At 60.7% G+C, this 18,441-nt stretch carries 18 protein-coding genes and 2 pseudogenes; 9 read left to right on the plus strand and 11 right to left on the minus strand.

The annotated features are described in order from the left end of the window. Positions 1–509: 509 nt before the first annotated feature. From IWX62_RS15475 to IWX62_RS15495, 4 genes and pseudogenes are all read right to left on the minus strand, one after another. Positions 510–1,328, minus strand: a complete 819-nt coding sequence (locus IWX62_RS15475; protein ID WP_196842313.1) for a hypothetical protein — start codon at positions 1,326–1,328, stop codon at positions 510–512. Positions 1,329–1,965: 637 nt separating this feature from the next. After that, positions 1,966–2,187 (minus strand): hypothetical protein, encoded by a 222-nt coding sequence (locus tag IWX62_RS15480; RefSeq protein ID WP_196842314.1) that lies wholly within the window; start codon positions 2,185–2,187, stop codon positions 1,966–1,968. 393 nt (positions 2,188–2,580) lie between these two features. Further along, positions 2,581–2,997 (minus strand): annotated as a pseudogene (locus IWX62_RS15490) (DUF302 domain-containing protein). A 33-nt stretch (positions 2,998–3,030) separates the two neighbouring features. After that, complete coding sequence (locus IWX62_RS15495; RefSeq protein WP_019484296.1) at positions 3,031–3,288, minus strand: metal-sensitive transcriptional regulator; 258 nt, start codon at positions 3,286–3,288, stop codon at positions 3,031–3,033. A gap of 117 nt (positions 3,289–3,405) precedes the next feature. On the opposite strand from IWX62_RS15495, the gene IWX62_RS15500 reads away from it, so the two are divergent. The 8 genes from IWX62_RS15500 to IWX62_RS15535 all read left to right on the plus strand — a co-directional run bounded on the left by IWX62_RS15500 (position 3,406) and on the right by IWX62_RS15535 (position 9,324). Beyond that, the gene (locus IWX62_RS15500) at positions 3,406–4,029 is read left to right on the plus strand and encodes a rhodanese-like domain-containing protein (protein WP_196842316.1); all 624 of its coding nucleotides are present in this window, start codon (positions 3,406–3,408) and stop codon (positions 4,027–4,029) included. Then, positions 4,026–4,943, plus strand: coding sequence for a sulfite exporter TauE/SafE family protein (locus tag IWX62_RS15505; protein ID WP_196842317.1), 918 nt, complete (start codon positions 4,026–4,028; stop codon positions 4,941–4,943). Before IWX62_RS15500 ends, IWX62_RS15505 begins: the two co-directional genes overlap by 4 nt. A gap of 14 nt (positions 4,944–4,957) precedes the next feature. Then, positions 4,958–5,299: a rhodanese-like domain-containing protein gene (locus IWX62_RS15510; protein WP_196842318.1), complete on the plus strand. Its 342-nt coding sequence runs from the start codon at positions 4,958–4,960 to the stop codon at positions 5,297–5,299. A gap of 31 nt (positions 5,300–5,330) precedes the next feature. Continuing rightward, entirely contained in the window at positions 5,331–5,627 is a 297-nt protein-coding gene (locus IWX62_RS15515; RefSeq protein WP_196842319.1) for a rhodanese-like domain-containing protein, read from the plus strand. Between the two features lie 55 nt (positions 5,628–5,682). Next, on the plus strand, positions 5,683–6,045 hold the full coding sequence (locus IWX62_RS15520) for a thioredoxin family protein (protein ID WP_196842320.1): 363 nt from the start codon (positions 5,683–5,685) through the stop codon (positions 6,043–6,045). Positions 6,046–6,049: 4 nt separating this feature from the next. Further along, positions 6,050–6,460, plus strand: a complete 411-nt coding sequence (locus tag IWX62_RS15525) for a rhodanese-like domain-containing protein (protein ID WP_196842321.1) — start codon at positions 6,050–6,052, stop codon at positions 6,458–6,460. A gap of 87 nt (positions 6,461–6,547) precedes the next feature. Further along, complete coding sequence (locus IWX62_RS15530; RefSeq protein WP_196842322.1) at positions 6,548–7,948, plus strand: MBL fold metallo-hydrolase; 1,401 nt, start codon at positions 6,548–6,550, stop codon at positions 7,946–7,948. Positions 7,949–8,037: 89 nt separating this feature from the next. Continuing rightward, a complete protein-coding gene (locus IWX62_RS15535; RefSeq protein ID WP_196842323.1) occupies positions 8,038–9,324 on the plus strand; it encodes an MFS transporter in 1,287 nt (428 codons plus the stop codon). 547 nt (positions 9,325–9,871) lie between these two features. Here the strand turns inward: IWX62_RS15535 and IWX62_RS15540 are convergent. The 4 genes from IWX62_RS15540 to IWX62_RS15555 all read right to left on the minus strand — a co-directional run bounded on the left by IWX62_RS15540 (position 9,872) and on the right by IWX62_RS15555 (position 13,910). Further along, positions 9,872–10,138 (minus strand): hypothetical protein, encoded by a 267-nt coding sequence (locus IWX62_RS15540; protein WP_196842324.1) that lies wholly within the window; start codon positions 10,136–10,138, stop codon positions 9,872–9,874. 435 nt (positions 10,139–10,573) lie between these two features. Next, positions 10,574–11,002, minus strand: coding sequence for a GlcG/HbpS family heme-binding protein (locus IWX62_RS15545; protein WP_196842325.1), 429 nt, complete (start codon positions 11,000–11,002; stop codon positions 10,574–10,576). Continuing rightward, positions 10,999–13,182 carry a malate synthase G gene (locus IWX62_RS15550; protein WP_196842326.1) on the minus strand — a complete coding sequence of 728 codons (2,184 nt, stop codon included), beginning with the start codon at positions 13,180–13,182 and terminating at the stop codon, positions 10,999–11,001. Before IWX62_RS15550 ends, IWX62_RS15545 begins: the two co-directional genes overlap by 4 nt. 245 nt (positions 13,183–13,427) lie before the next feature. Then, complete coding sequence (locus IWX62_RS15555) at positions 13,428–13,910, minus strand: GNAT family N-acetyltransferase (RefSeq protein ID WP_196842327.1); 483 nt, start codon at positions 13,908–13,910, stop codon at positions 13,428–13,430. Positions 13,911–14,078: 168 nt separating this feature from the next. Between IWX62_RS15555 and IWX62_RS15560 the strand changes: the two genes are divergently transcribed. After that, positions 14,079–15,236, plus strand: coding sequence for an IS30 family transposase (locus IWX62_RS15560; protein ID WP_442859275.1), 1,158 nt, complete (start codon positions 14,079–14,081; stop codon positions 15,234–15,236). 59 nt (positions 15,237–15,295) lie between these two features. Here IWX62_RS15560 and IWX62_RS16485 read toward each other — a convergent pair. The 3 genes and pseudogenes from IWX62_RS16485 to IWX62_RS15570 form a co-directional block, all read right to left on the minus strand. Then, positions 15,296–15,979 (minus strand): annotated as a pseudogene (locus IWX62_RS16485) (ABC transporter permease); the annotation flags it as partial. Then, the gene (locus IWX62_RS15565; RefSeq protein WP_196842329.1) at positions 15,976–16,827 is read right to left on the minus strand and encodes an ABC transporter permease subunit; all 852 of its coding nucleotides are present in this window, start codon (positions 16,825–16,827) and stop codon (positions 15,976–15,978) included. The gene IWX62_RS15565 and the pseudogene IWX62_RS16485, both read right to left, overlap by 4 nt. After that, positions 16,824–18,071 carry an ABC transporter substrate-binding protein gene (locus IWX62_RS15570; protein ID WP_333483471.1) on the minus strand — a complete coding sequence of 416 codons (1,248 nt, stop codon included), beginning with the start codon at positions 18,069–18,071 and terminating at the stop codon, positions 16,824–16,826. The genes IWX62_RS15565 and IWX62_RS15570 overlap by 4 nt, the downstream gene beginning before the upstream one ends. Positions 18,072–18,441 lie beyond the last annotated feature (370 nt).

An 18,441-nucleotide genomic window follows, 5' to 3' on the forward strand; every position in this document is an offset into this window, starting at 1 on the left:
AGGAGACGGTTTTGCTTCCCGAACTTACTGCAGCATAATCAAGGAACTGACCCGCACGGTGTCGAGAAAACTCCACCACTCAGCGGGACGTAACCTTCGTGTGCACTCGGGTGTGCCTGATTTGGTAGGTGGGTTGCGATCTTCCTGTGGCGGGTCGCCTCCTTTCTCTCCTGAAGCCTTTGTTGGGCCTTCTTACTACTTCATGGGGGAGTGGTGGTCTCGGTACATGACTTCGGCTTGATCTTTTTCTAAAGCCAATTTCTAGAGGAGAGCATCTGGGGCGAAGCGGCAATCCGAGGGTCCCGGCCCGACCATCCATCGAAGATCACTCCTTCGACACTGGTGTCGTGGCCAAGGTAGCCTGCCACCATCTTTCAGAAGGTCGTCGTGGAGTCGAGGACCAACAGCATCGCGGGAGGGCTGCCTCATGTAATGGAGCGAGCAAGTGCGGGGAGGCCCGAACAGCGGAGGCGGAGCAGTTCAGTGAGCGCAACCACTCTGGCGTTCGCTCAACCTTTTGCACCGGTCTTGATGAGACTCTCTTGGCGGACTGTCTCCGCCACCCAGTACCAGGTGAACAGGATGATCGCGGCCCACTCGATGTACGCGACGGCGTTCTCAAAGCGCAGTCCACCGGCCAAGTGCCAGATAAGTGCCAACCCGACTACAACCATTAACCCCACGATCACCCGATACTGACCCACGATCTTGGGGGTGCTCTTTTTGGCGTCAGGGTCCCAGCCGTGACTGGCTATCGCGGTGGCGAGGCCTACGATCATGAAGATCGCCGCAGCCATGTGAATGCCCGCATAGGTGCCCATTATCAGCCCCGTCAGCAGCAACAGGATGAGGAACCCTGCGCCCAGCCCGAGCGTGACGAAGAACATGATTCTGTGCGCCGTTGACGTACTCTTGGTGTGCCTCTTCAGGAGACCGCGGGCCCACTCAACGCCAATGAAGACGGCGGCAACGACGACAAGCGATATGACGATGACGGGCAGAACTTTCACGAGTTCATCCGCGGCGGCTTCTACATCCGTCAGTTCTTGCCCCTGCAGTGTGGTCCTGCCTGTGAGGACCTCATTCAGTGAGTACGGGACAAGCGCGACGAACATGGCGTAGAAGCCTGCAACGTTCAGGGCAAGGTCTTCCACTGGCTTGCCACGGTACACAATGAGGCAAGCGCCGATGGCCACCAAGACACCGACAAAGATGTCGCGTAGGGGAGTGGCGTAATTTGCGCTGATGGAGTCGGCGAAGTCACCGAGCATCCACCCGCCAATGACAGTTGTTATCAGCAGGAAGACGGGGAGCGCGATCAAGAGCATTCGAAGGTGCCTGTAAGTTTCGACTGCCTGCTTAGGCTCTTTCGCGATGGAGTCTACTTCTTGCGGACTCTGAACATTCACGTCTACCCCCAGGGATATCGTCAGGCGTCGTTGCCTGACGTCATGATTGTCGGCGGTCCACCTCGCTAGAGGTTCACCGACATCGGCGATTCTAAGGACAACCGGTGTTCTGGAGTGGTTCCCGATAGTTGGACTCTCAATTGAACGTTACTCGTCTGCGGGGTTTTGGGCGAGGTGTTCGGCGGGGCTGAGGTAGCCGAGCCCTAGTTGGATCCGGGTGCTGTGCCAACGCAGCAGAGATTCGCTTAGCCCGGTGTGGAATTGTTCAATGGTGCTGGTTTGCTGAATCCGGAACCATTCTTCTTTGAGGTGGCTTAAAGACCCTCCTATGGAAACGTTACCCAGGTATGTGCCCTTACGGGACATTGATTGAGTCAGTCAGGCTTCGCGTAGCGTGCCCTGCCAGAGCGATTAGGCCGAGGGTCTGCTCGCGGTCCGAGTATGCTTTCTCTTCCAGCATTTCTGTCGAAGGTGTCCTGGTCTGCTCCATCGCATCTCGATGGTTCAGGCCGTGGAATGCGGCGACACGGTTCTCAACGGCATCCAAGGTCTGGGATTATTTGGTGGATGCTGGCAGCGTGATGCGGTTGGTGGATTCGATACTGCTTCCGCGGTAGACAAATTCGGCGTTGATCTGGCTGGATCGGGTGACACTCAGGGGGCGTCGGACGCCCTTCTCCGGGTCGCCGTCGTACTGCGACACCGTCTGGTTTCCGACGAAAAGTCCTTCCCTGCCGCCCGATAACGATGGATTCAGAGACGGCTTGCTAAGACTCATCTTCGGGCGCGAGCAAAACCGGGGGCAGTCCCGCTCAAGCAGTTGGCGGATGTGGAGAAGGCGACCATGAACTGGGTCCGCTGGTACAACACCCGCAGGCTCCCCGGCACCCTGGCCATGGTCCCGCCCGACGAATTCGAGCAAACCTACTACGTCTAATTTAGACGCCTCATCAAACGCCGAGGCCACCAGCAAGAAGACGGCCTAAAACCCGGCACGGTTCAGGGAGACCGGCTTACGAGACGGTCTAGGGGCTCAGCGGAGCCGGGAGTCTCATAGGCATTCATCACGCGATGCATATGGTGCTAGTTAAATGCCTATCCTGGGCGAGGACGGTTTGAGATCGGATCGCGAACTTCGACTGGCCAAGAGAACGAGTAAACCTCCGGCAGCTTACTGTGCCGCTTCGGCCAGGTCGGCTAGGGCGTTCCGGAGGCGGGTGCCGGCGTCGTCGGCGACTTCTTTGACCGAAGGGGCGGCGCTGAGCTGGACCATGGTCTGGGGGTCGATCGCTTCGACCGTGGTCACGTCCGCATCCTTGTTTCGGCGCACAACGACGTTGCACGGCAGCAATGCTCCGATTTCCGGCTAGGCGGCGATGGCACGGCTAGCTAGGGCCGGATTGCAGGCGCCGAGGATGACATAGTCACCGACAGCATCGGCCGCTTCAGCGCCGAGCTTGGCCTCGAAGGTGGAGCGGATGTTGATTTCAGTGAGGATCCCAAACCCCTGGGCCGAGAGAGCGTCCCGGGTCCGGTTCAGGGCTTCAGCCCAGGGAAGGTCAACTGTGGTGCTGAGTGTGTAGGTCATGATTCTCCTTGAGCTGATCGGCAGCAGGTGTGGTTAGGCGAGGGAGAGGAAAAGCTTTTCCAGTTCCTTCTTGTCCATCGTTGCATCCTGTTGGACGATGCACTGCTCAAGACCAGTCGCGATGATGGCGAACCCGGCCCGGTCCAGGGCCTTAGATACCGCTGCGAGCTGGGTCACTACATCCTTACAGTCCCTGCCTTCTTCGAGCATGCGGGTAACAGCTGCAAGCTGGCCCTGGGCCCGTTTCAGGCGGTTGATGACAGGCGTGAGTTCTGAGGGGTTCAGTTCCATGGTGTTCTCCAAGTATTTGATGACTTCACAGTATACCCCCTAGGGTGTTTTGACTACCCCCGGGGGTATCGGTATATTCGGTGTGGTCATCACCTACACCGTTTCCGAGAGGCCACTATGACTTCCCCTTCCACTGCATCCGCCGTTATTGCTCTTGACCCTGAAACCCTTCGGTCGTGGTTCACGGAACACCGGGACCTTGTAGTGATTGATGTGCGCTCGGCCGCTGAGTTTGAGTCCATGCACATCCGCGGTTCCTACAATGTGCCGCTGCCATTGCTATCCGAACACACGGATGAACTTGCTTCCCGCTTAGGCTCGCGCGTGGTCCTGGTCTGCCATTCCGGGGTGCGCGCCGAACAGGCCCGCCAGCGGCTGAATAGATCCGGAATTGACGGGGCCTTCGTGCTGACTGGCGGGGCACCTGGTTTTGCGGCTGCTGGCGGTGATGTGGTGAAAGGCAAGGACCGCTGGGATTTGGAGCGGCAGGTCCGCCTCGTGGCTGGTTCCCTGGTGCTTGTGGGCCTGGTCGGTGGGAAGCTGGTCTCTCCGAAGATCCGCACCGTCGCGGGAGTTATCGGCACCGGCCTGACCTTCTCCGCTGCCAGCAACACCTGCGCCATGGGACAGGCCCTGTCGGTCATGCCATGGAATAAGGCCGCCAACGAGCCCACCCGTGAAAGCGCAATTCTCGCCCTTCCCGACGCCACCGAGGTGACGGACGAGGTCAAAGCATCATGACCTCCACCTTGATTTTGGTTCTCGCCCTGTCTGTCCTCATTGGACTTTCGCTCGGTGTCCTGGGCGGCGGTGGATCGATCCTGACGGTTCCCATCCTGGTTTACGTGGCCGGGTTCGAAGCGAAGGAAGCCATCGCCGCATCCCTTTTCGTCGTCGGGGTCACCTCGGCAGTCAGCGTCCTTAGCCACGCTCGCGGTGGCCGGGTGAGGTGGCGGACTGGACTGATCTTCGGCGCCGCAGGTATGGCCGGCGCTTTTGTGGGCGGCCTTCTAGGTGGACAGATCCCCGGTCAGATCCTGCTCATCGCTTTCGCCGTCATGATGGTCGCGACGTCCATCGCGATGCTCCGTGGCCGGAGAAAAACGGCCGACGGCGGTGCTGCCCCGGTCAAGCACGAACTGCCGCTGGGCAGGGTGTTGCTGGATGGGGGAGTCGTCGGGCTTGTCACCGGGCTGGTTGGAGCGGGCGGCGGATTCCTCGTCGTTCCTGCGCTGGCATTGCTGGGTGGCCTGCCCATGTCCGTCGCCGTAGGTACCTCGCTCGTGGTGATCGCCATGAAATCCTTCGCCGGTCTTGCCGGCTACCTCACCACCGTTCAACTCGACTGGGGTATCACCCTCGGCGTGACGGCAGCCGCCATTGTGGGTTCGCTTATCGGTTCCAAACTGGCTGGCCGCATCCCCGAGGCGGCCCTGCGCAAAGCATTCGGATGGTTTGTCCTGACCATGGGAACCTTCGTTCTCATCCAGCAGGCCCCCGCCGAGCTGCGGTGGTTTATCGCGGCAGGAGTCGTAACCCTCGCGGTAACCGCTGCTGGCATCTGCTGGTTCTTCATCCGTTCGTGCCCCCTGCGTCAACGAAGCGCCCGGCGCCGTAGCACTATGTCCGCACCCGCGAGTACTGGCCAACACTAAGCAAGGAGAAAACCATGGGTTTCATCGATTCCCTCAAGAAAGTCTTCAAAAGGCCCTCGACAACCATTTCAGTAACGGAGGCAAAGGAGCTCTTGTCCTCTGGTGCCGCCCTGATCGACGTACGTTCCACCCAGGAATGGCGGTCCGGACGGGCGCCCCAGGCAAAGCACATGCCGCTGGACCGGCTCCAGGCCAGCACCGCCGGTATCAACAGGAACAAGCCCGTGATCGCCGTCTGCGCATCCGGGGTCCGTTCCGCCTCAGCGGCACGGCTTCTATCGTCCCAGGGATACCAGGCCTATTCCCTACGCGGAGGCATGAACGCCTGGCGCTCCGCTGGCGAACCCGTCCGCTAACAACACCCACCATCCTTCGAAGGAGAACACCATGGCCGAAATCACCATCACCGAAGCCGGAGAACGGCGCTCTACCGCCCGCATCCTTGATGTCCGCGAGGACTTCGAAGTCGAGGAAGGCATGATCCCCGAAGCTCTCCACATCCCCATGGGTCAGCTGCAGGCACGTCTATCCGAACTCGATCCGGCAATGCCCGTCATCGTGGTCTGCCGCAGCGGCAATCGTTCAGCTCGTGTCTCCGACGCTCTGAATGGCGCTGGCTTCTTGGCAGACACTATGGCCGGCGGCATGATCGCCTGGACCCGCGCTGGACTTCCGACCAGCTAAGCCCGCTTTACCCCACCAATTGACCAGAACAAGGCCCGAAAGGACACAACAGACGATGGTAACCATCGACATAGCCAGCAGGGACTTCGCCGAAACCCTAGAGAAGAACAGGATCATCTTCGTTGACTTCTGGGCAGCGTGGTGCGGCCCGTGCCGCATGTTCGCCCCCAGGTATTCAAAGGCAGCCGAAAGTCACCCGGGCATCATCTTCGCCAAAGTAGATACCGAAGCAGAGCAGGGCCTGGCTGCAGCGGCGAACATCACCTCCATCCCCACGCTGATGGCGTTCAAAGACCAGACCTTGGTTTTTTCCCAACCCGGGGCCCTCAACGCCACAAGTCTCGAAGAAGTCATCCAGGCAGTCAAAGACATCGACACCAAAGTACTGCCCACCCAAGCTCCACCCCAACGGGCCTAATGCGATGTCAGGAAACCATCCGCATCCCACTATCACGGCAGACGAACTGGCAACCGTGTGGCCCAACGCCACGCTGGTCGACGTCCGGAGCCGTGAAGAACATGCCACCGCTCACATACAGGGAAGCCTGAATATCCCGCTCGAGGAATTGACCTCCCGGCTTGCCGATCTACCTAGCAGCACGATCCATGTGCTCTGCGGGTCAGGGAAGCGCAGCAGTCAGGCCGCGAGGACCCTTCGAGGCCACGGGTACCAGACCATCAACGTAGCCGGCGGGATCACCGAGTGGTACCGGGCAGGCTACCCCGTCACCTATCAACAACCCCCAGGCAGCCGGGCAAAGCACGCGCGACGCCACGCCCAGGGTGATCTCCGAAGCTTCACCCGCCAGCTCTTCCATAGAAGATCGGCCTAAACCGCGCCGTTTGCGTTATACCCCCGGGGGTATTTATACTAGATTCAGAACACCCCACCAACCCCCTTTGATGAAGGAGAGCACCAGATGCTAATCGAACGTATTTACGACGAGGACCTCGCCCAGGCCAGCTATCTGATCGGCTGCCAAGCCAAGAGTGAAGCGATCGTGGTGGACGGCCGCCGCGACATCGCCGCCTACCAGGAACTGGCTGAAAAGAACAGCATGAAAATTGTCGCTGTCACCGAAACCCACATCCACGCCGACTACCTCTCGGGCACCCGCGAACTGGCCGCCGCCACCGGAGCGAAGATTTACGTCTCCGGTGAGGGCGGCCCGGACTGGCAGTACACCTTCGAGGGTGAGCGCCTCTACGACGGAGACGCCATCACCCTCGGTAACATCACCATCAAAGCCCTCCACACCCCGGGCCATACCCCGGAACACCTGTCATTCCTGATTACCGACGGCGCCTTCAGCGACCAGCCGGGATACCTGCTCTCCGGAGACTTCGTCTTCTCCGGCGATCTGGGTCGGCCGGACCTGCTGGACGAGGCGGCCGGTGGGATGGATACCCGCTTCGAAGGTGCCAAGCAGCTCTTCACCAGCCTGCGCGAGAAGTTCCTGACCCTGCCGGACTACGTTCAGGTTCACCCTGCCCACGGCGCGGGCAGTGCCTGCGGCAAGGCCCTCGGCGCGGTCCCCTCCTCGACGGTAGGTTACGAGCGGCTCTACGCCTGGTGGGGTCCCTACCTCGCCGCCAACGATGAGCAAGGCTTCATTGACGAACTTCTCGACGGCCAGCCCGACGCGCACGCCTACTTCGGCCGGATGAAGCGCGAAAACCGGGAAGGGCCTGCTGTCATGGGGGAGCGTACTCCACTGCCGGAACTGGCCACGGACATCGTCGCTGCAGGCTTGGCAGAGGACACTATGACCTTCATTGACACCCGCTCCAACGCAGACGTCCACGAAGGGACGGTAGCCCGGTCTTTGAACGTGCCCGCAGGAAAATCTGTGGCCAGCTACGGCGCCTGGGTGGTCAACCCTGAGACCGACAAGAACCCCCTGGTCCTGCTCGCACCGGACCAGGAAGCCGCCATGGACATGTGGGACCACCTGGTCCGCGTCGGCATCGACAACGTCGCGGGCTACCTCACCAGCATCGAAGGGCTCCCTACCTTCACCCCTAAGCTGATCAAACCCGAGGAACTCGATGGGTTTGATGCCGCAATGGTCCTGGATGTCCGCAACAAGACCGAGCACACAGCCGGACATGTTCCTGGCTCGCACCAACTCAGCGGTGGCAGAGTGATGTGGCACCTGGACGAACTCCCGGCCAGCGGCACCATCGTGTCCTACTGCCAGTCCGGCGTTCGGAATTCTGTGGCGGCCAGCGCCCTACGCCGCGCAGGGTACGACGTCGTCGAACTTGACGGCAGCTACGCCGCCTGGGACGCCTGGCAGGGCAGCGTCTCCGCAGTCTAAGCAAGCTCAACCCAGCCCAAGACCGCCCGGGCATGACCGTCCTCATGCCCGGGCACCCTTATGCCCCAGCACGAAAGCGAGTACCCCAAATGGCGAGAACAAGGGCTAGAACAACGGCGGAAAACAATGCCGATCCCGTCGCTGCGGTGCTGGGGTTACGGGAGAACCTGGCACAGTTCACCCTCCTGGTTGCCGTTAACGCCCTGGTCGGCGGGACACACGGGCAGGAACGAACTGTCTTACCCCTGCTCGCTTCCCAAACGTTCAACCTCGACCTGTACACGAGCGCACTGACCTATATCCTCGCCTTTGGCCTCTCCAAAGCAGCGATGAACTACTTCGCGGGGACCCTTTCTGACCGGTATGGCCGTAAACCGGTCCTCGTCGCGGGATGGCTTATAGCGATCCCCGTCCCTGTCATGCTCATATTTGGCCCATCGTGGGGGTGGATCGTTGCGGCAAATGTGCTCCTGGGTGTCAGTCAGGGCCTGACCTGGTCCGCGGCCGTGATCATGAAAATGGATCTCGTCGTACCGAAACAGCGCGGTCTCGCCATGGGCCTGAACGAATCGGCCGGCTATCTCGGAGTCGCCGTCACCGCCCTCGCTACCGGTTACATCGCCTCAACCTATGGACTTCGGCCCGGCCCGTTCCTCCTCGGGGCCGCCTATATTGCCCTCGGACTGGGTTTGTCTGTCCTGGCTGTGCGTGAGACCCGTCAGCACGCCAGAACCGAAGCCTCGCAACACGCCAGCACACAGGGCGGGGCTCATGCCGACTTGACTACCGGGCAAATTTTCACACTCACTAGCTTCAAGGACCGTTCACTCTCGGCAGTCAGCCAGGCAGGTATGGTGAACAATCTCAACGACGGCTTAGCCTGGGGACTCTTCCCAGTCCTCTTCCTCGGCGCCGGGCTGAGCCTTAGCCAGGTGGGCATTCTGGCCGCCGTTTACCCCGCGGTATGGGGAGCCGGACAACTCTTTACCGGGGCCGCTTCAGACAGGTGGGGCCGTAAGTGGTTCATCGTGGCCGGCATGACGATCCAAGCTGTGGGACTCGCTGTAGTCGCTTGGTCGCATAGCTTCGGTCCTTGGCTCCTTGCCGCAGTCCTCTTGGGGCTGGGTACGGCGATGGTGTACCCCGCCCTGCTGGCTGCAATAGGAGACGTCGCGCATCCGCACTGGCGTGCCCGCTCGGTCGGGGTGTACCGACTCTGGCGCGATAGTGGGTTTGCCGTAGGGGCACTACTGGCTGGGTTTCTCGCAGACTTCTACGGGATTCCCACAGCCGTTGCAGCTGTCGCTGCACTTACTGCTGGCTCAGGCGTGGTCGTTGCCGTTCGAATGCGCGGCAACGACCACGCCACGGGTTAGGAAATGAGGGGTGGCGTAGCCGGCTGATGTTTGCCGGTCGCCGAAAAGGGTGTTGATGGGGCTGAGCTGGCTCACGGATGCACTGATCCGACCACGCTTATGGAAGCGAGACGATACGACTACGAAAAGCTTGAAGGTCCTGCACCTTCTAAGCGCTCGGGCTATATGAGAATCGGCGTAAGCCTGACGCTATTTTGATGACCTCGGGTCGATTCGCCGGCCTGATGGGTGGTGCCAATGCATGACGACCTGATTCCTTGTCACCGACCCGTGCATCATCGCCTACCTGCATCGCCGTGATCGCCGGCGGCATCGGGTTCCCGGTAATCATCGAACTGTTGCGCGGTCGTGCCTCCCATAAGGGAGGGACTAATCCGGTTACCCGCAAATCAACTATTTCCACAGCCTTCATCACCGGTATTCTCTGTATCATCTTCGTAATCTTCGTCGCTAACGGCAGACCCACGTTTCCCATTCAGCCAGTCGTCGGAACCATATGGCTGGCATACCATTGGCGCCGCCGCCGGTCGCTGCCTTTTGAGGAAGACTATTTGAGGAAAGAGTGAAACGCCCTTGGCGCAGGTCCCTGCTGATTCCTTATTTCCGTGTCGTGGGATTTGTCTGTGATGACGCTGCTCTCGCGACCAAGTTCACGCTCGATTTCGCGGAGTACCCGGAGATCCAGCTCGTCAAGGAAGACATGCGCGTGCTCAAGTTCCAGTGCGCCGTTGTCGCCGTCTCGTGCACTGGCCCGGACAGCGGCTGAAATCCGATCCACCGCTGCGGCTCGTTCCGCCCGCTCTTCAACCTCCATGCGCGTCCCCCGTTCGTTTCAGACAAGGCCCGACGATGACGCCATCGGCTTGATCCGACTATTTGCTGCTCCACCCTTATGGTTCCTTCGGAATATGTGAAGAAGCCGCCCCTTGTCCCGAAAGGTCTCACGGCAAGCTTCTATTGTGCCTCAGAGGTAGCACTTCTTAGCTTGGTCCCGGGTACGTACCGCTCGGCCAGCGTCGGGATACTCGTCATACCGGCCATTCTGTCCCGGTCTTTGGCCTTCAGCGCGAGTGAGACTGGATGTTCGTTGAGGGATGCTTATTGGGAGCAGCTTATTGAGATATGAAGAGGCCTACAAATGGAGGTGTAAGGTCATCCTGCCGAAAGGACCGTCAAGTCGTTCGAGCGCCTTGACGGTCCCAGAGAGTGATTAGGAGGCTAAGACACCCACCCCTCGGTAACGGTGGTCTCAGTCGACTTGTGCCGTCAGGCCGGCAGCCCTGATTGCGGTCGACGCCGCGGCTTCATCGTTGTCCGAGCTGTCCCCACTGATGCCGACAGCTCCCTGGATGGTGCCGTCATTGTCGCGGACCAAAACACCACCGGGCACTGGGATGAGTCGGCCACCCAGAGTGGCTGTCGCTGCGGCAATGAAGTAAGCCTGTTGCTCGGCGCGCTCCATAATTGCCCGCGAACCCATTCCGAGGGCCAACGCTCCGTACGCCTTGCCTTGCGCGATCTCAAAGCGATTGTTGGAGGCGCCATCCTGGCGCGCAGCAGCGATGACGTGCCCGCCAGCGTCAAGCACGACGACGGTCAGCGGCTTAAAGTTCTGCTCCTGACCTGCCGCGAGGGCGTCCGCGATGATGGATTGGGCGGTTGTCAGTGTCAGGCTCATGATGACCTCGTTCGATTGTCGGCTTGCTTATGCAGGGCACGGCGGCGGTGCAGAATAGGTTCGGTGTATCCGGATGGTTGAGCGGCGCCCTCTAGAACGAGTTCCCGGGCTGCCAGAAACGCCTCGGAATCGAATGCCGGGGACATCGGCGCGTAGGTGGGGTCCGAGGCGTTCTGCTTGTCGACGACCACAGCCATTCGTCGCAGGGAAGCGTCGACCTCTTCCTCGGTAACGACGCCGTGCAGCACCCAGTTCGAGACGTGCTGGGAGCTGATGCGGCAGGTGGCGCGGTCCTCCATTAACGCTGTGCCGTGAATGTCGGGAACCTTGGAGCACCCAACGCCGTCGTTCACCCAGCGCACCACGTATCCCAGGGTGCTCTGAATGTTGTTATCCAGCTCGCTAAGTCGGTCATCGGCGCTCCAATCAGAGGGGTTACCGACCGGAATGGTGAGCAGCTGGCCCAAGGTCGAGCGGCGCTTCCCGGCTAGTTCAGCCTGCCGGGCATCCACGTCGATTTGATGGTAGTGCATCACGTGCAGGGTCGCGGCGGTCGGGGAGGGGACCCAGGCGCAGTCCGCGCCAGCGAGCGGGTGCGCAACCTTTTGCCTGAGCATGTCGCCCATATTGTCAGGGGCTGCCCACATGCCCTTACCGATTTGCGCCCGACCGCTGAACCCGCACTCCAGACCAATATCAACGTTCGCGTCCTCGTAGGCCGCGATCCAGCTGGAGTTACGCATGTCGGCTTTGCGGACCATGGGGCCAGCGATCATCGAGGTATGGATTTCGTCGCCGGTGCGATCAAGGAATCCGGTGTTGATAAACGCTACGCGGTCCCGTGCCTCCCAGATGCAGGCCTTCAGGTTGGTCGAAGTGCGGCGTTCTTCGTCCATGATGCCGATTTTCAGGGTAAATGGTTCAAGGCCCAAGACGGGCTCTACGGCCGCGAACAGAGCGCAGGCCACTGCGACTTCACCGGGACCGTGCATCTTCGGTTTGACGATGTACACCGATCCGGCCCGCGAGTTGCGCCCGGCGTGTGGACCCCGCAGATCGTGTACGGAGCCAAGTCCAGTGAAGAGGGCGTCAAGGATCTCCTCGGGGACCGGTGCTCCAGAAGGGTCGAGGACAGCATCACTGGTCATCAGGTGGCCTACCTGACGGATGAGCAGCAGCGAGCGCCCGGGCAGAGTCAACTCCGAGCCGTCGGGTGCTGTGTAGGTGCGGTCGGGGTTGAGTCGCCGCGTATGGGTACCTCCCTTTTGCACGATCTCGGCGGTCAGGGTGCCCTGCATCAATTGCAGCCAATTGCGGTAGCCCAAGACCTTATCCCCGGCGTCGACCGCTGCTACGGAGTCTTCGAGGTCCATGATAGTTGTGACCGCGGACTCCAACACCAAGTCCTTCACCCCAGCAGGATCTCCAGAACCAATAGCGTGGGTGCGGTCGATCAGGATTTCGACGTGAAGTCCATGGTGTACGAGCAATATTGATTCGGGCGCGTCCGCGCTTCCCTGATAGCCCACCAGCTGCGTTGGGTCGGCGAGCCCTATCGAACCGTCCTGTGTCTCCCCAACGAGAGCGCCGTCTGCAATTCGGTAGGCGTTGACGTCCGCGTGGGATCCGCCTGCCAGACTGAGGTATTCATCCAGGAACTGCCGCCCACGTGCCACGACGGCGGCGCCGCGGACCGGGTTGTAGGTACCTGTCTGTTCGCGGCCATCGCCGTTATCAACCGCGTCCGTCCCGTAGAGCGCGTCATAGAGCGAGCCCCATCGAGCGTTTGCCGCGTTGGCAGCGAACCGCGCATTCAGCAGCGGGACTACCAATTGGGGCCCGGACACGGTCGCGATCTCTGGGTCCACCCGGTCGGTCGTAATGGCAAAGTCTCCGGGCTCATCAACCAGGTAGCCGATCGAGCGGAGGAATGCCTCGTAGGCTTCCTCCTGCACGGGTTCCGTGCCTCGCGAACGGTGATACTCGTCGATTTGCTCCTGCATTCGGTCTCGGGTGCTCAGAAGTTCCCCCACCCGGGGCGAGAACTCAGTGATGACTGCGGCCGCCCCAGTCCAGAAAGCTTTCTCGTCAATCCCCGTTTCAGGCAGGGCCTCTTCCCGGACGAAGGTGTAAAGCTCTTCGGCGACGCTGAGGCCGCTGATCTCCAAATAATTCGGCATAGTGCGCGCCCCTAGAATTCTCGTAAGGTGGAAAAACTTTACCAATATCACAACCTAGCTAGCGCTGCTCCGCATGTCAATGCGCAACCCGACCTCCGGCTCAGCGTGAAGTTCGCTCAACTGTAAGCAATCAAGGAATTATGGAAGGGCAACGGCAGTGCCAGGCACTACCGGGCAGCGGGCAGCGTTCAATCTGTCGCGGTCAGCCCTCACCTTTCTATGGTTTACCGCCATGATTATCGGGATCATCGCAATGCACGTGTGGATGGGCGGTCACGGCCCGTCAACGCACGGTGCTTCGGCGCAGGGTCGAATCGGACGAACGCCCTTACCGATCCGCCACGGAAATCCTCCGTCTGGGTGTAGCCCAGAGATTCGTAGAACGCTTTTTGCTTTGGCTGATCGTCGGTAATCAGGACTTTCTGACGAACTTTGGGATACTCACCGAGGGCTCGTTCAACCAAGGATCGTCCGAGGCCCCTTCTTTGATGGGATGGCAGGACGAGGATGTCTTGGAGATAGCAGATCGAAGCGCCATCGGAAATAACTCGTGCGAGTCCGACCAGAGTCTGGCCATCGCGGGCCGCAACCAAGGTGGAAGACCCCCTAAGCGCGGCTAACAGTGCGTCCGGGTCTTTCGTGTACGCGAGCCAATCTACTGCCCCGTAGAGTTCAAGAACATCGCTGAGCTCGAGATCTGTTGCCTTCACTACCTCGATTGTGGTCATGGTCTATCGAAACACAGGTCAAACGGACTGTCCCTGCGACAAAATCTGTGTCGCGTTCGAGGACCGCTGAGTTCAGTCGGTCGTTGCAACACCCCCTATTGATGCGAGGTGTTGTGCATGTCATCGAAGAAGGAACGGATTGTTCAGGAGGCACGGTTCTGGGTATTGATGGCCCAAGGGTCGACGCTGACCGCGGCCTGTGATGCTGTAGGCGTGAATCGACGAACTGGACAACGTTGGCGCCGGGCAACCGGCGGTCGTATCCCGCGCGCTAAGCCTGAGCCCTCGGGGCGGTACCTCTGTTTGGAGGAACGATTACGGATAGCTGACCTGCACTTGGCCGGGCACGGAGTGAGGGCAATCGCCCGGGAAATAGGCCGGTGTTCTTCGACGGTCAGCCGCGAACTACACCGGGGCGAACCACCCGCGGCCGTCCGGAGACGAGCGTCGAGCCAGGTGAAATACGCCCCGTACGCTGCCCAGAAACGAGCCGAGCTATCGGGCCGGCGGCCAAAAGCCAGTAAGTTCGATGACCTGGAACTAGCCTCGTTGGTGCAGGCTAAGTTGTGTGTGAAGTGGAGCCCGGAACAGATCAGTGACCACCTTGCCATGGCCTTTAGTGACCGGCAGGAGTTACAGGTGAGTCCCGAGACGATCTACCAAGCCCTCTACGTCCAAGGACGCGGGCATTTACACGCTGACCTGCACCAACATCTGCGTACCGGTCGGGCAGTGAGGCGTCCCAGACGCCCCACCACTACGAAGAGTTCGGGGAAGATTCCGGACATGATCCTCATCAGTGAACGCCCTGCAGAGGTCGCTGACCGTGCCATACCCGGTCATTGGGAGGGCGATCTAGTGCTCGGTTCGAACTGCCGGTCAGCTATCGCCACCCTCGTGGAACGCCAGACACGATTCGCGATGCTCATCCATTTACCCGGTGATCACAGCGCGATCACCGTCAGGGATGGTTTACTGGCCGCCATCAAGACCCTGCCGGCGCACTTGGCCAGATCGCTGACATGGGACCAAGGCACTGAGCTCGCTCAGCATCGCCAGATCACCATGGCCACGAAGATGGCGATTTACTTTTGCGACCCCCACTCGCCGTGGCAGCGCGGCTCCAACGAGAATCTCAATGGCTTGCTGCGCCAGTATTTCCCGAAGGGCACAGACCTTTCCGTCCACTCACCCCAGCGGCTGCTCGAGGTCGCGACCGAACTCAATGACCGGCCGCGTAAAACCCTCGGCGGAATCACCCCCGCATACGCCATGCAACAACTACTATTCGAACCAAAAACCCCTACCGTTGCGACGACCGCTTGAATACACCGTTGTTCGTTTCCTGTTGCCGATGCGGCAGATCCCAGCAATAGAGGCAGAGTGCGTAGTTGTCCGCCGCCGATGAGCACGGTCGTGATGTAGTCGCCCCAGCCGACGAGGAAGGCCAGGAAAAAGGCGCGGGCCGCTGCCCGAGCAAGCAGGGGATAACGGACATGACGGGTCGCCTGGCCGGGGGAGGCTCCGAGTGACCGGGCAACCTCTTCGAAGCGGTGGTCGTAGCTTGCCAAAGCGCTGCGGAACATGAACGCCGTGTAGGGAAGCGCCGTGACAACCAAGACCATGATCACCCCGATTGTCGGTGATACGTAAAGACGCAGGAGAGCAACGTTGACCCCCATGACCAATGCGAAGGGTGGGATAGCTAACGGGACCAACAGGACAAACTCAACGAAACGTCCGGGTATGGACGGCAGGGCGCGGACAGCGAGTATTCCCAGGTAACCCAAGGGGGTCGCGATCACCGCGACTCCCAGCCCGAGCGAAAGCGATGACGCCGCGGCCCGGGCCGTATTTACGGTGATGAGTTCGGAGAATCCCTGCAACGAGTACGACGACGGCAGGACTGCCGGGGCACGCCATTGACCGGCAACTGACCACAAAAATACTGGCACCATCGGCGCCACGATCCACGCCACGAGCAAAAAACCCAGGACGACCCGCATGGGTAATCCCCCGGGGAGGGTTCGACGCATCGACGTTGACGCTCGCTGCAGGGCGGGAATCATCGCAGGCTCCGATGACGGCGAAGCACCAGGATCGCGGCGATGATCACTGCTGCGCTCACGGCAACGGACACCAGAGCGGTCACCATTGCCTGCGCACGCGCCGCGAGATCAACAGAGGTGAACAGCCTCACCGCCCGTACGGGAAGCGGTTTAGGGGAAGTAGGACCTAGCAGCCAGGCGGCTTCATAGGAGCCGAGGGTGTATACAAAGACGATGGCGGCGGAGACCGCCAGCGATGGCACCGCCAGAGGCAGGACCACCCGAACGATACGCTGGCCCGCGGACGCGCCGAGGGTGGCTGCCGCGTCGCACAAATCTCCGACGGAGCGTGAAATGCTGCCGAGGACGACCAGGGCGACGAATGCGGACTCTTTCCACGCGTACTCGGCGATGACGGCCACGAACCACGGACCGGAAACCAGTGCGGGGAACGCGTCGGGCATCCCGAGGAGTCGTTCCAGGAATCCGCTGTCAGAGAGCAGCAACCCGATAGCCCCTGCCCCGATCACGTGCGGAATAGGAATCGTTGCGGCACTCAAGGTCTCAACTATCCGACCCATTCGGGGCATGGCGAGCACATAGGCGGCAAGCATAAAGCCCACCACCAGGGAAAGCACCGTGGAAACTGCGGCAATGTAAACCGAGGTGACACTCGAACGGATGAGCTCCCCAGTTTCGCTGGTCCAGGCGTTCGCGCTGAGCTGGGGTGGACCGATAAATGGCATCAGTCCAACACTTTGCAGCCCTGCGGCGGTCAGCGATACCCCAACAACCGCGACGATCGGGACCACTGCCAGCAGGGCAAGGAGGGCGGCGCGACCCGTGGTCGACGCCTGCTGACCGGTCATGGGGCCGAAGCGACGTCTTGCCGCCACGCCTCATTCAAAGCCGGCACCCATTCTGAACCCAATTCGCCGTGGGCATTGCGAGAGAGTTCTTCATAGTCCGGGACGATCGGCGACTCTGGTAGCTGGGCGAAAAGGTTCTGTTGGGTAGGGGTGAGGAGATCCGTGTCGAGGACGGTGAACTGCCCCCACGTCCCCGGATCTGCCTTCGCGGCTTGCTGCTCAGGGGATAGTGCGATGTTGGCGACCACCATGGCCCCCGCAGCATCTGCGGCGTTGACCGGTAACGCGAGGAAGCTCGCATTGCCGACCGTGCCCTCTTCCAAGGTCAGGACCTTGGTGGACGGCGGTAGCGCACCTGATCCGACCAGATCGGTCAGGGTGGCAGGGCCGTAGGTCATCGCGATGTCCACTTCACCGTCGGCGAAGAGGGTATTCAGAGCCTGTTCGTCCCGCGGATAGGTGGCACCTTCCCTCCAGAGCGATGGTTCAAGCTCGGTGAGCGCTTGGATCGCGGCGGGCGCGTACTGATCGTATGCCGCCTGAGAATATGTCAGCGGTACCTGCTCGGCGCCGCCAGCGAGGCTAAGCATAACCTCGCGCAAAAAGACGCTGCCGGTGAAGTCCGGGGGCGCCGGATAAGTGAACCTGCCCGGATGTGCCTGCGCCCAGTCAAGGATGTCTTCAACAGTGGTCGGTGGGTCGGTGACGGCATCTGAATTGTAGAAGAACGTGAACTGGGCTTTATGCCAAGGCGCTTCACACCCGTCTACCGGGGTGCCGAAGTCGTTGAGTAGCAAGGGATCGTCTTGGTCGGTGTACTGCATGTTAGGGAGCAAATCAGTCCAGCCGCACTGCCAGGCCTGCGCCTGTTTACCGGTGCTGAAGGTGGAACCGTTAGCCCAGATCAGGTCAACCGACCCGTCGTCGCGGCCGGCCTGGAGCTCACTTAATACTCGGTTCAGCGCGTCGGGGGTGTCGGCGATGGGGACGCGGCGGAGCGTGACTCCCTGGTCCAGTGCGGCGGGCGCGAGGACTTCATCGACGTAGGCGTTACCTTTTGCGTCCCCACCGAACATCCACAGATCCACGGTCTGACCATCTGCCGCGGCGAGAACCTCATCAAAGGTACCGAAGCTTTCGGCAGGTTCAACGCTTGCACCTGAACACCCTGTCAGGGCTAGCGCGAGGGCCGCAGTAGCAGGCAAAAGAGAACGCCGACGTGCCAAGCTGAAAGATGGGAGCACAGGAGATCCTTCGAAGGTGGGGCTGCAGCTTCAAGTATCCTCGATAGCGGGCCGACGCCCGAAACGGCACCTGAGCAGCGGATTGCGGAAATACTATGCGGCAAGATCATGTGGGCGGCCGGCCTCGGTCTGAAACGCCGATCCGCAGACTCCTACTTTTGGTCACCGTCATTATCGGGGCAACAATTGTTGTCCTTTTTTTGCCGGTACCGCCCGTGAATGAGATGCGCGAGTTGGTAGAGCGCGCCGGCTGGTGGGGGCCTGCCGTGTTTATGGGGTTACGTCCCGTGGGGTGGTGTAGTTTCCCGCGGTGAGCGCGTTGCTCCGGCGACGTGGTGAGCCATCGTGCGATGGTCAGTGAGTACCGATC

The organism is Arthrobacter sp. CAN_A1, assembly GCF_015751665.1.
Lineage (GTDB): Bacteria > Actinomycetota > Actinomycetes > Actinomycetales > Micrococcaceae > Arthrobacter_D.

What these genes read in the sequence shown, in the direction of transcription:
- IWX62_RS15475 (WP_196842313.1), bottom strand. Translation starts at nt 1,328, where the DNA reads ATGCTCTTGATCGCGCTCCCCGTCTTCCTGCTGATAACAACTGTCATT.
- IWX62_RS15480 (WP_196842314.1), bottom strand. Translation starts at nt 2,187, where the DNA reads ATGAGTCTTAGCAAGCCGTCTCTGAATCCATCGTTATCGGGCGGCAGG.
- IWX62_RS15495 (WP_019484296.1), bottom strand. Translation starts at nt 3,288, where the DNA reads ATGGAACTGAACCCCTCAGAACTCACGCCTGTCATCAACCGCCTGAAA.
- IWX62_RS15500 (WP_196842316.1), top strand. Translation starts at nt 3,406, where the DNA reads ATGACTTCCCCTTCCACTGCATCCGCCGTTATTGCTCTTGACCCTGAA.
- IWX62_RS15505 (WP_196842317.1), top strand. Translation starts at nt 4,026, where the DNA reads ATGACCTCCACCTTGATTTTGGTTCTCGCCCTGTCTGTCCTCATTGGA.
- IWX62_RS15510 (WP_196842318.1), top strand. Translation starts at nt 4,958, where the DNA reads ATGGGTTTCATCGATTCCCTCAAGAAAGTCTTCAAAAGGCCCTCGACA.
- IWX62_RS15515 (WP_196842319.1), top strand. Translation starts at nt 5,331, where the DNA reads ATGGCCGAAATCACCATCACCGAAGCCGGAGAACGGCGCTCTACCGCC.
- IWX62_RS15520 (WP_196842320.1), top strand. Translation starts at nt 5,683, where the DNA reads ATGGTAACCATCGACATAGCCAGCAGGGACTTCGCCGAAACCCTAGAG.
- IWX62_RS15525 (WP_196842321.1), top strand. Translation starts at nt 6,050, where the DNA reads ATGTCAGGAAACCATCCGCATCCCACTATCACGGCAGACGAACTGGCA.
- IWX62_RS15530 (WP_196842322.1), top strand. Translation starts at nt 6,548, where the DNA reads ATGCTAATCGAACGTATTTACGACGAGGACCTCGCCCAGGCCAGCTAT.
- IWX62_RS15535 (WP_196842323.1), top strand. Translation starts at nt 8,038, where the DNA reads ATGGCGAGAACAAGGGCTAGAACAACGGCGGAAAACAATGCCGATCCC.
- IWX62_RS15540 (WP_196842324.1), bottom strand. Translation starts at nt 10,138, where the DNA reads ATGGAGGTTGAAGAGCGGGCGGAACGAGCCGCAGCGGTGGATCGGATT.
- IWX62_RS15545 (WP_196842325.1), bottom strand. Translation starts at nt 11,002, where the DNA reads ATGAGCCTGACACTGACAACCGCCCAATCCATCATCGCGGACGCCCTC.
- IWX62_RS15550 (WP_196842326.1), bottom strand. Translation starts at nt 13,182, where the DNA reads ATGCCGAATTATTTGGAGATCAGCGGCCTCAGCGTCGCCGAAGAGCTT.
- IWX62_RS15555 (WP_196842327.1), bottom strand. Translation starts at nt 13,910, where the DNA reads ATGACCACAATCGAGGTAGTGAAGGCAACAGATCTCGAGCTCAGCGAT.
- IWX62_RS15560 (WP_442859275.1), top strand. Translation starts at nt 14,079, where the DNA reads ATGGCCCAAGGGTCGACGCTGACCGCGGCCTGTGATGCTGTAGGCGTG.
- IWX62_RS15565 (WP_196842329.1), bottom strand. Translation starts at nt 16,827, where the DNA reads ATGACCGGTCAGCAGGCGTCGACCACGGGTCGCGCCGCCCTCCTTGCC.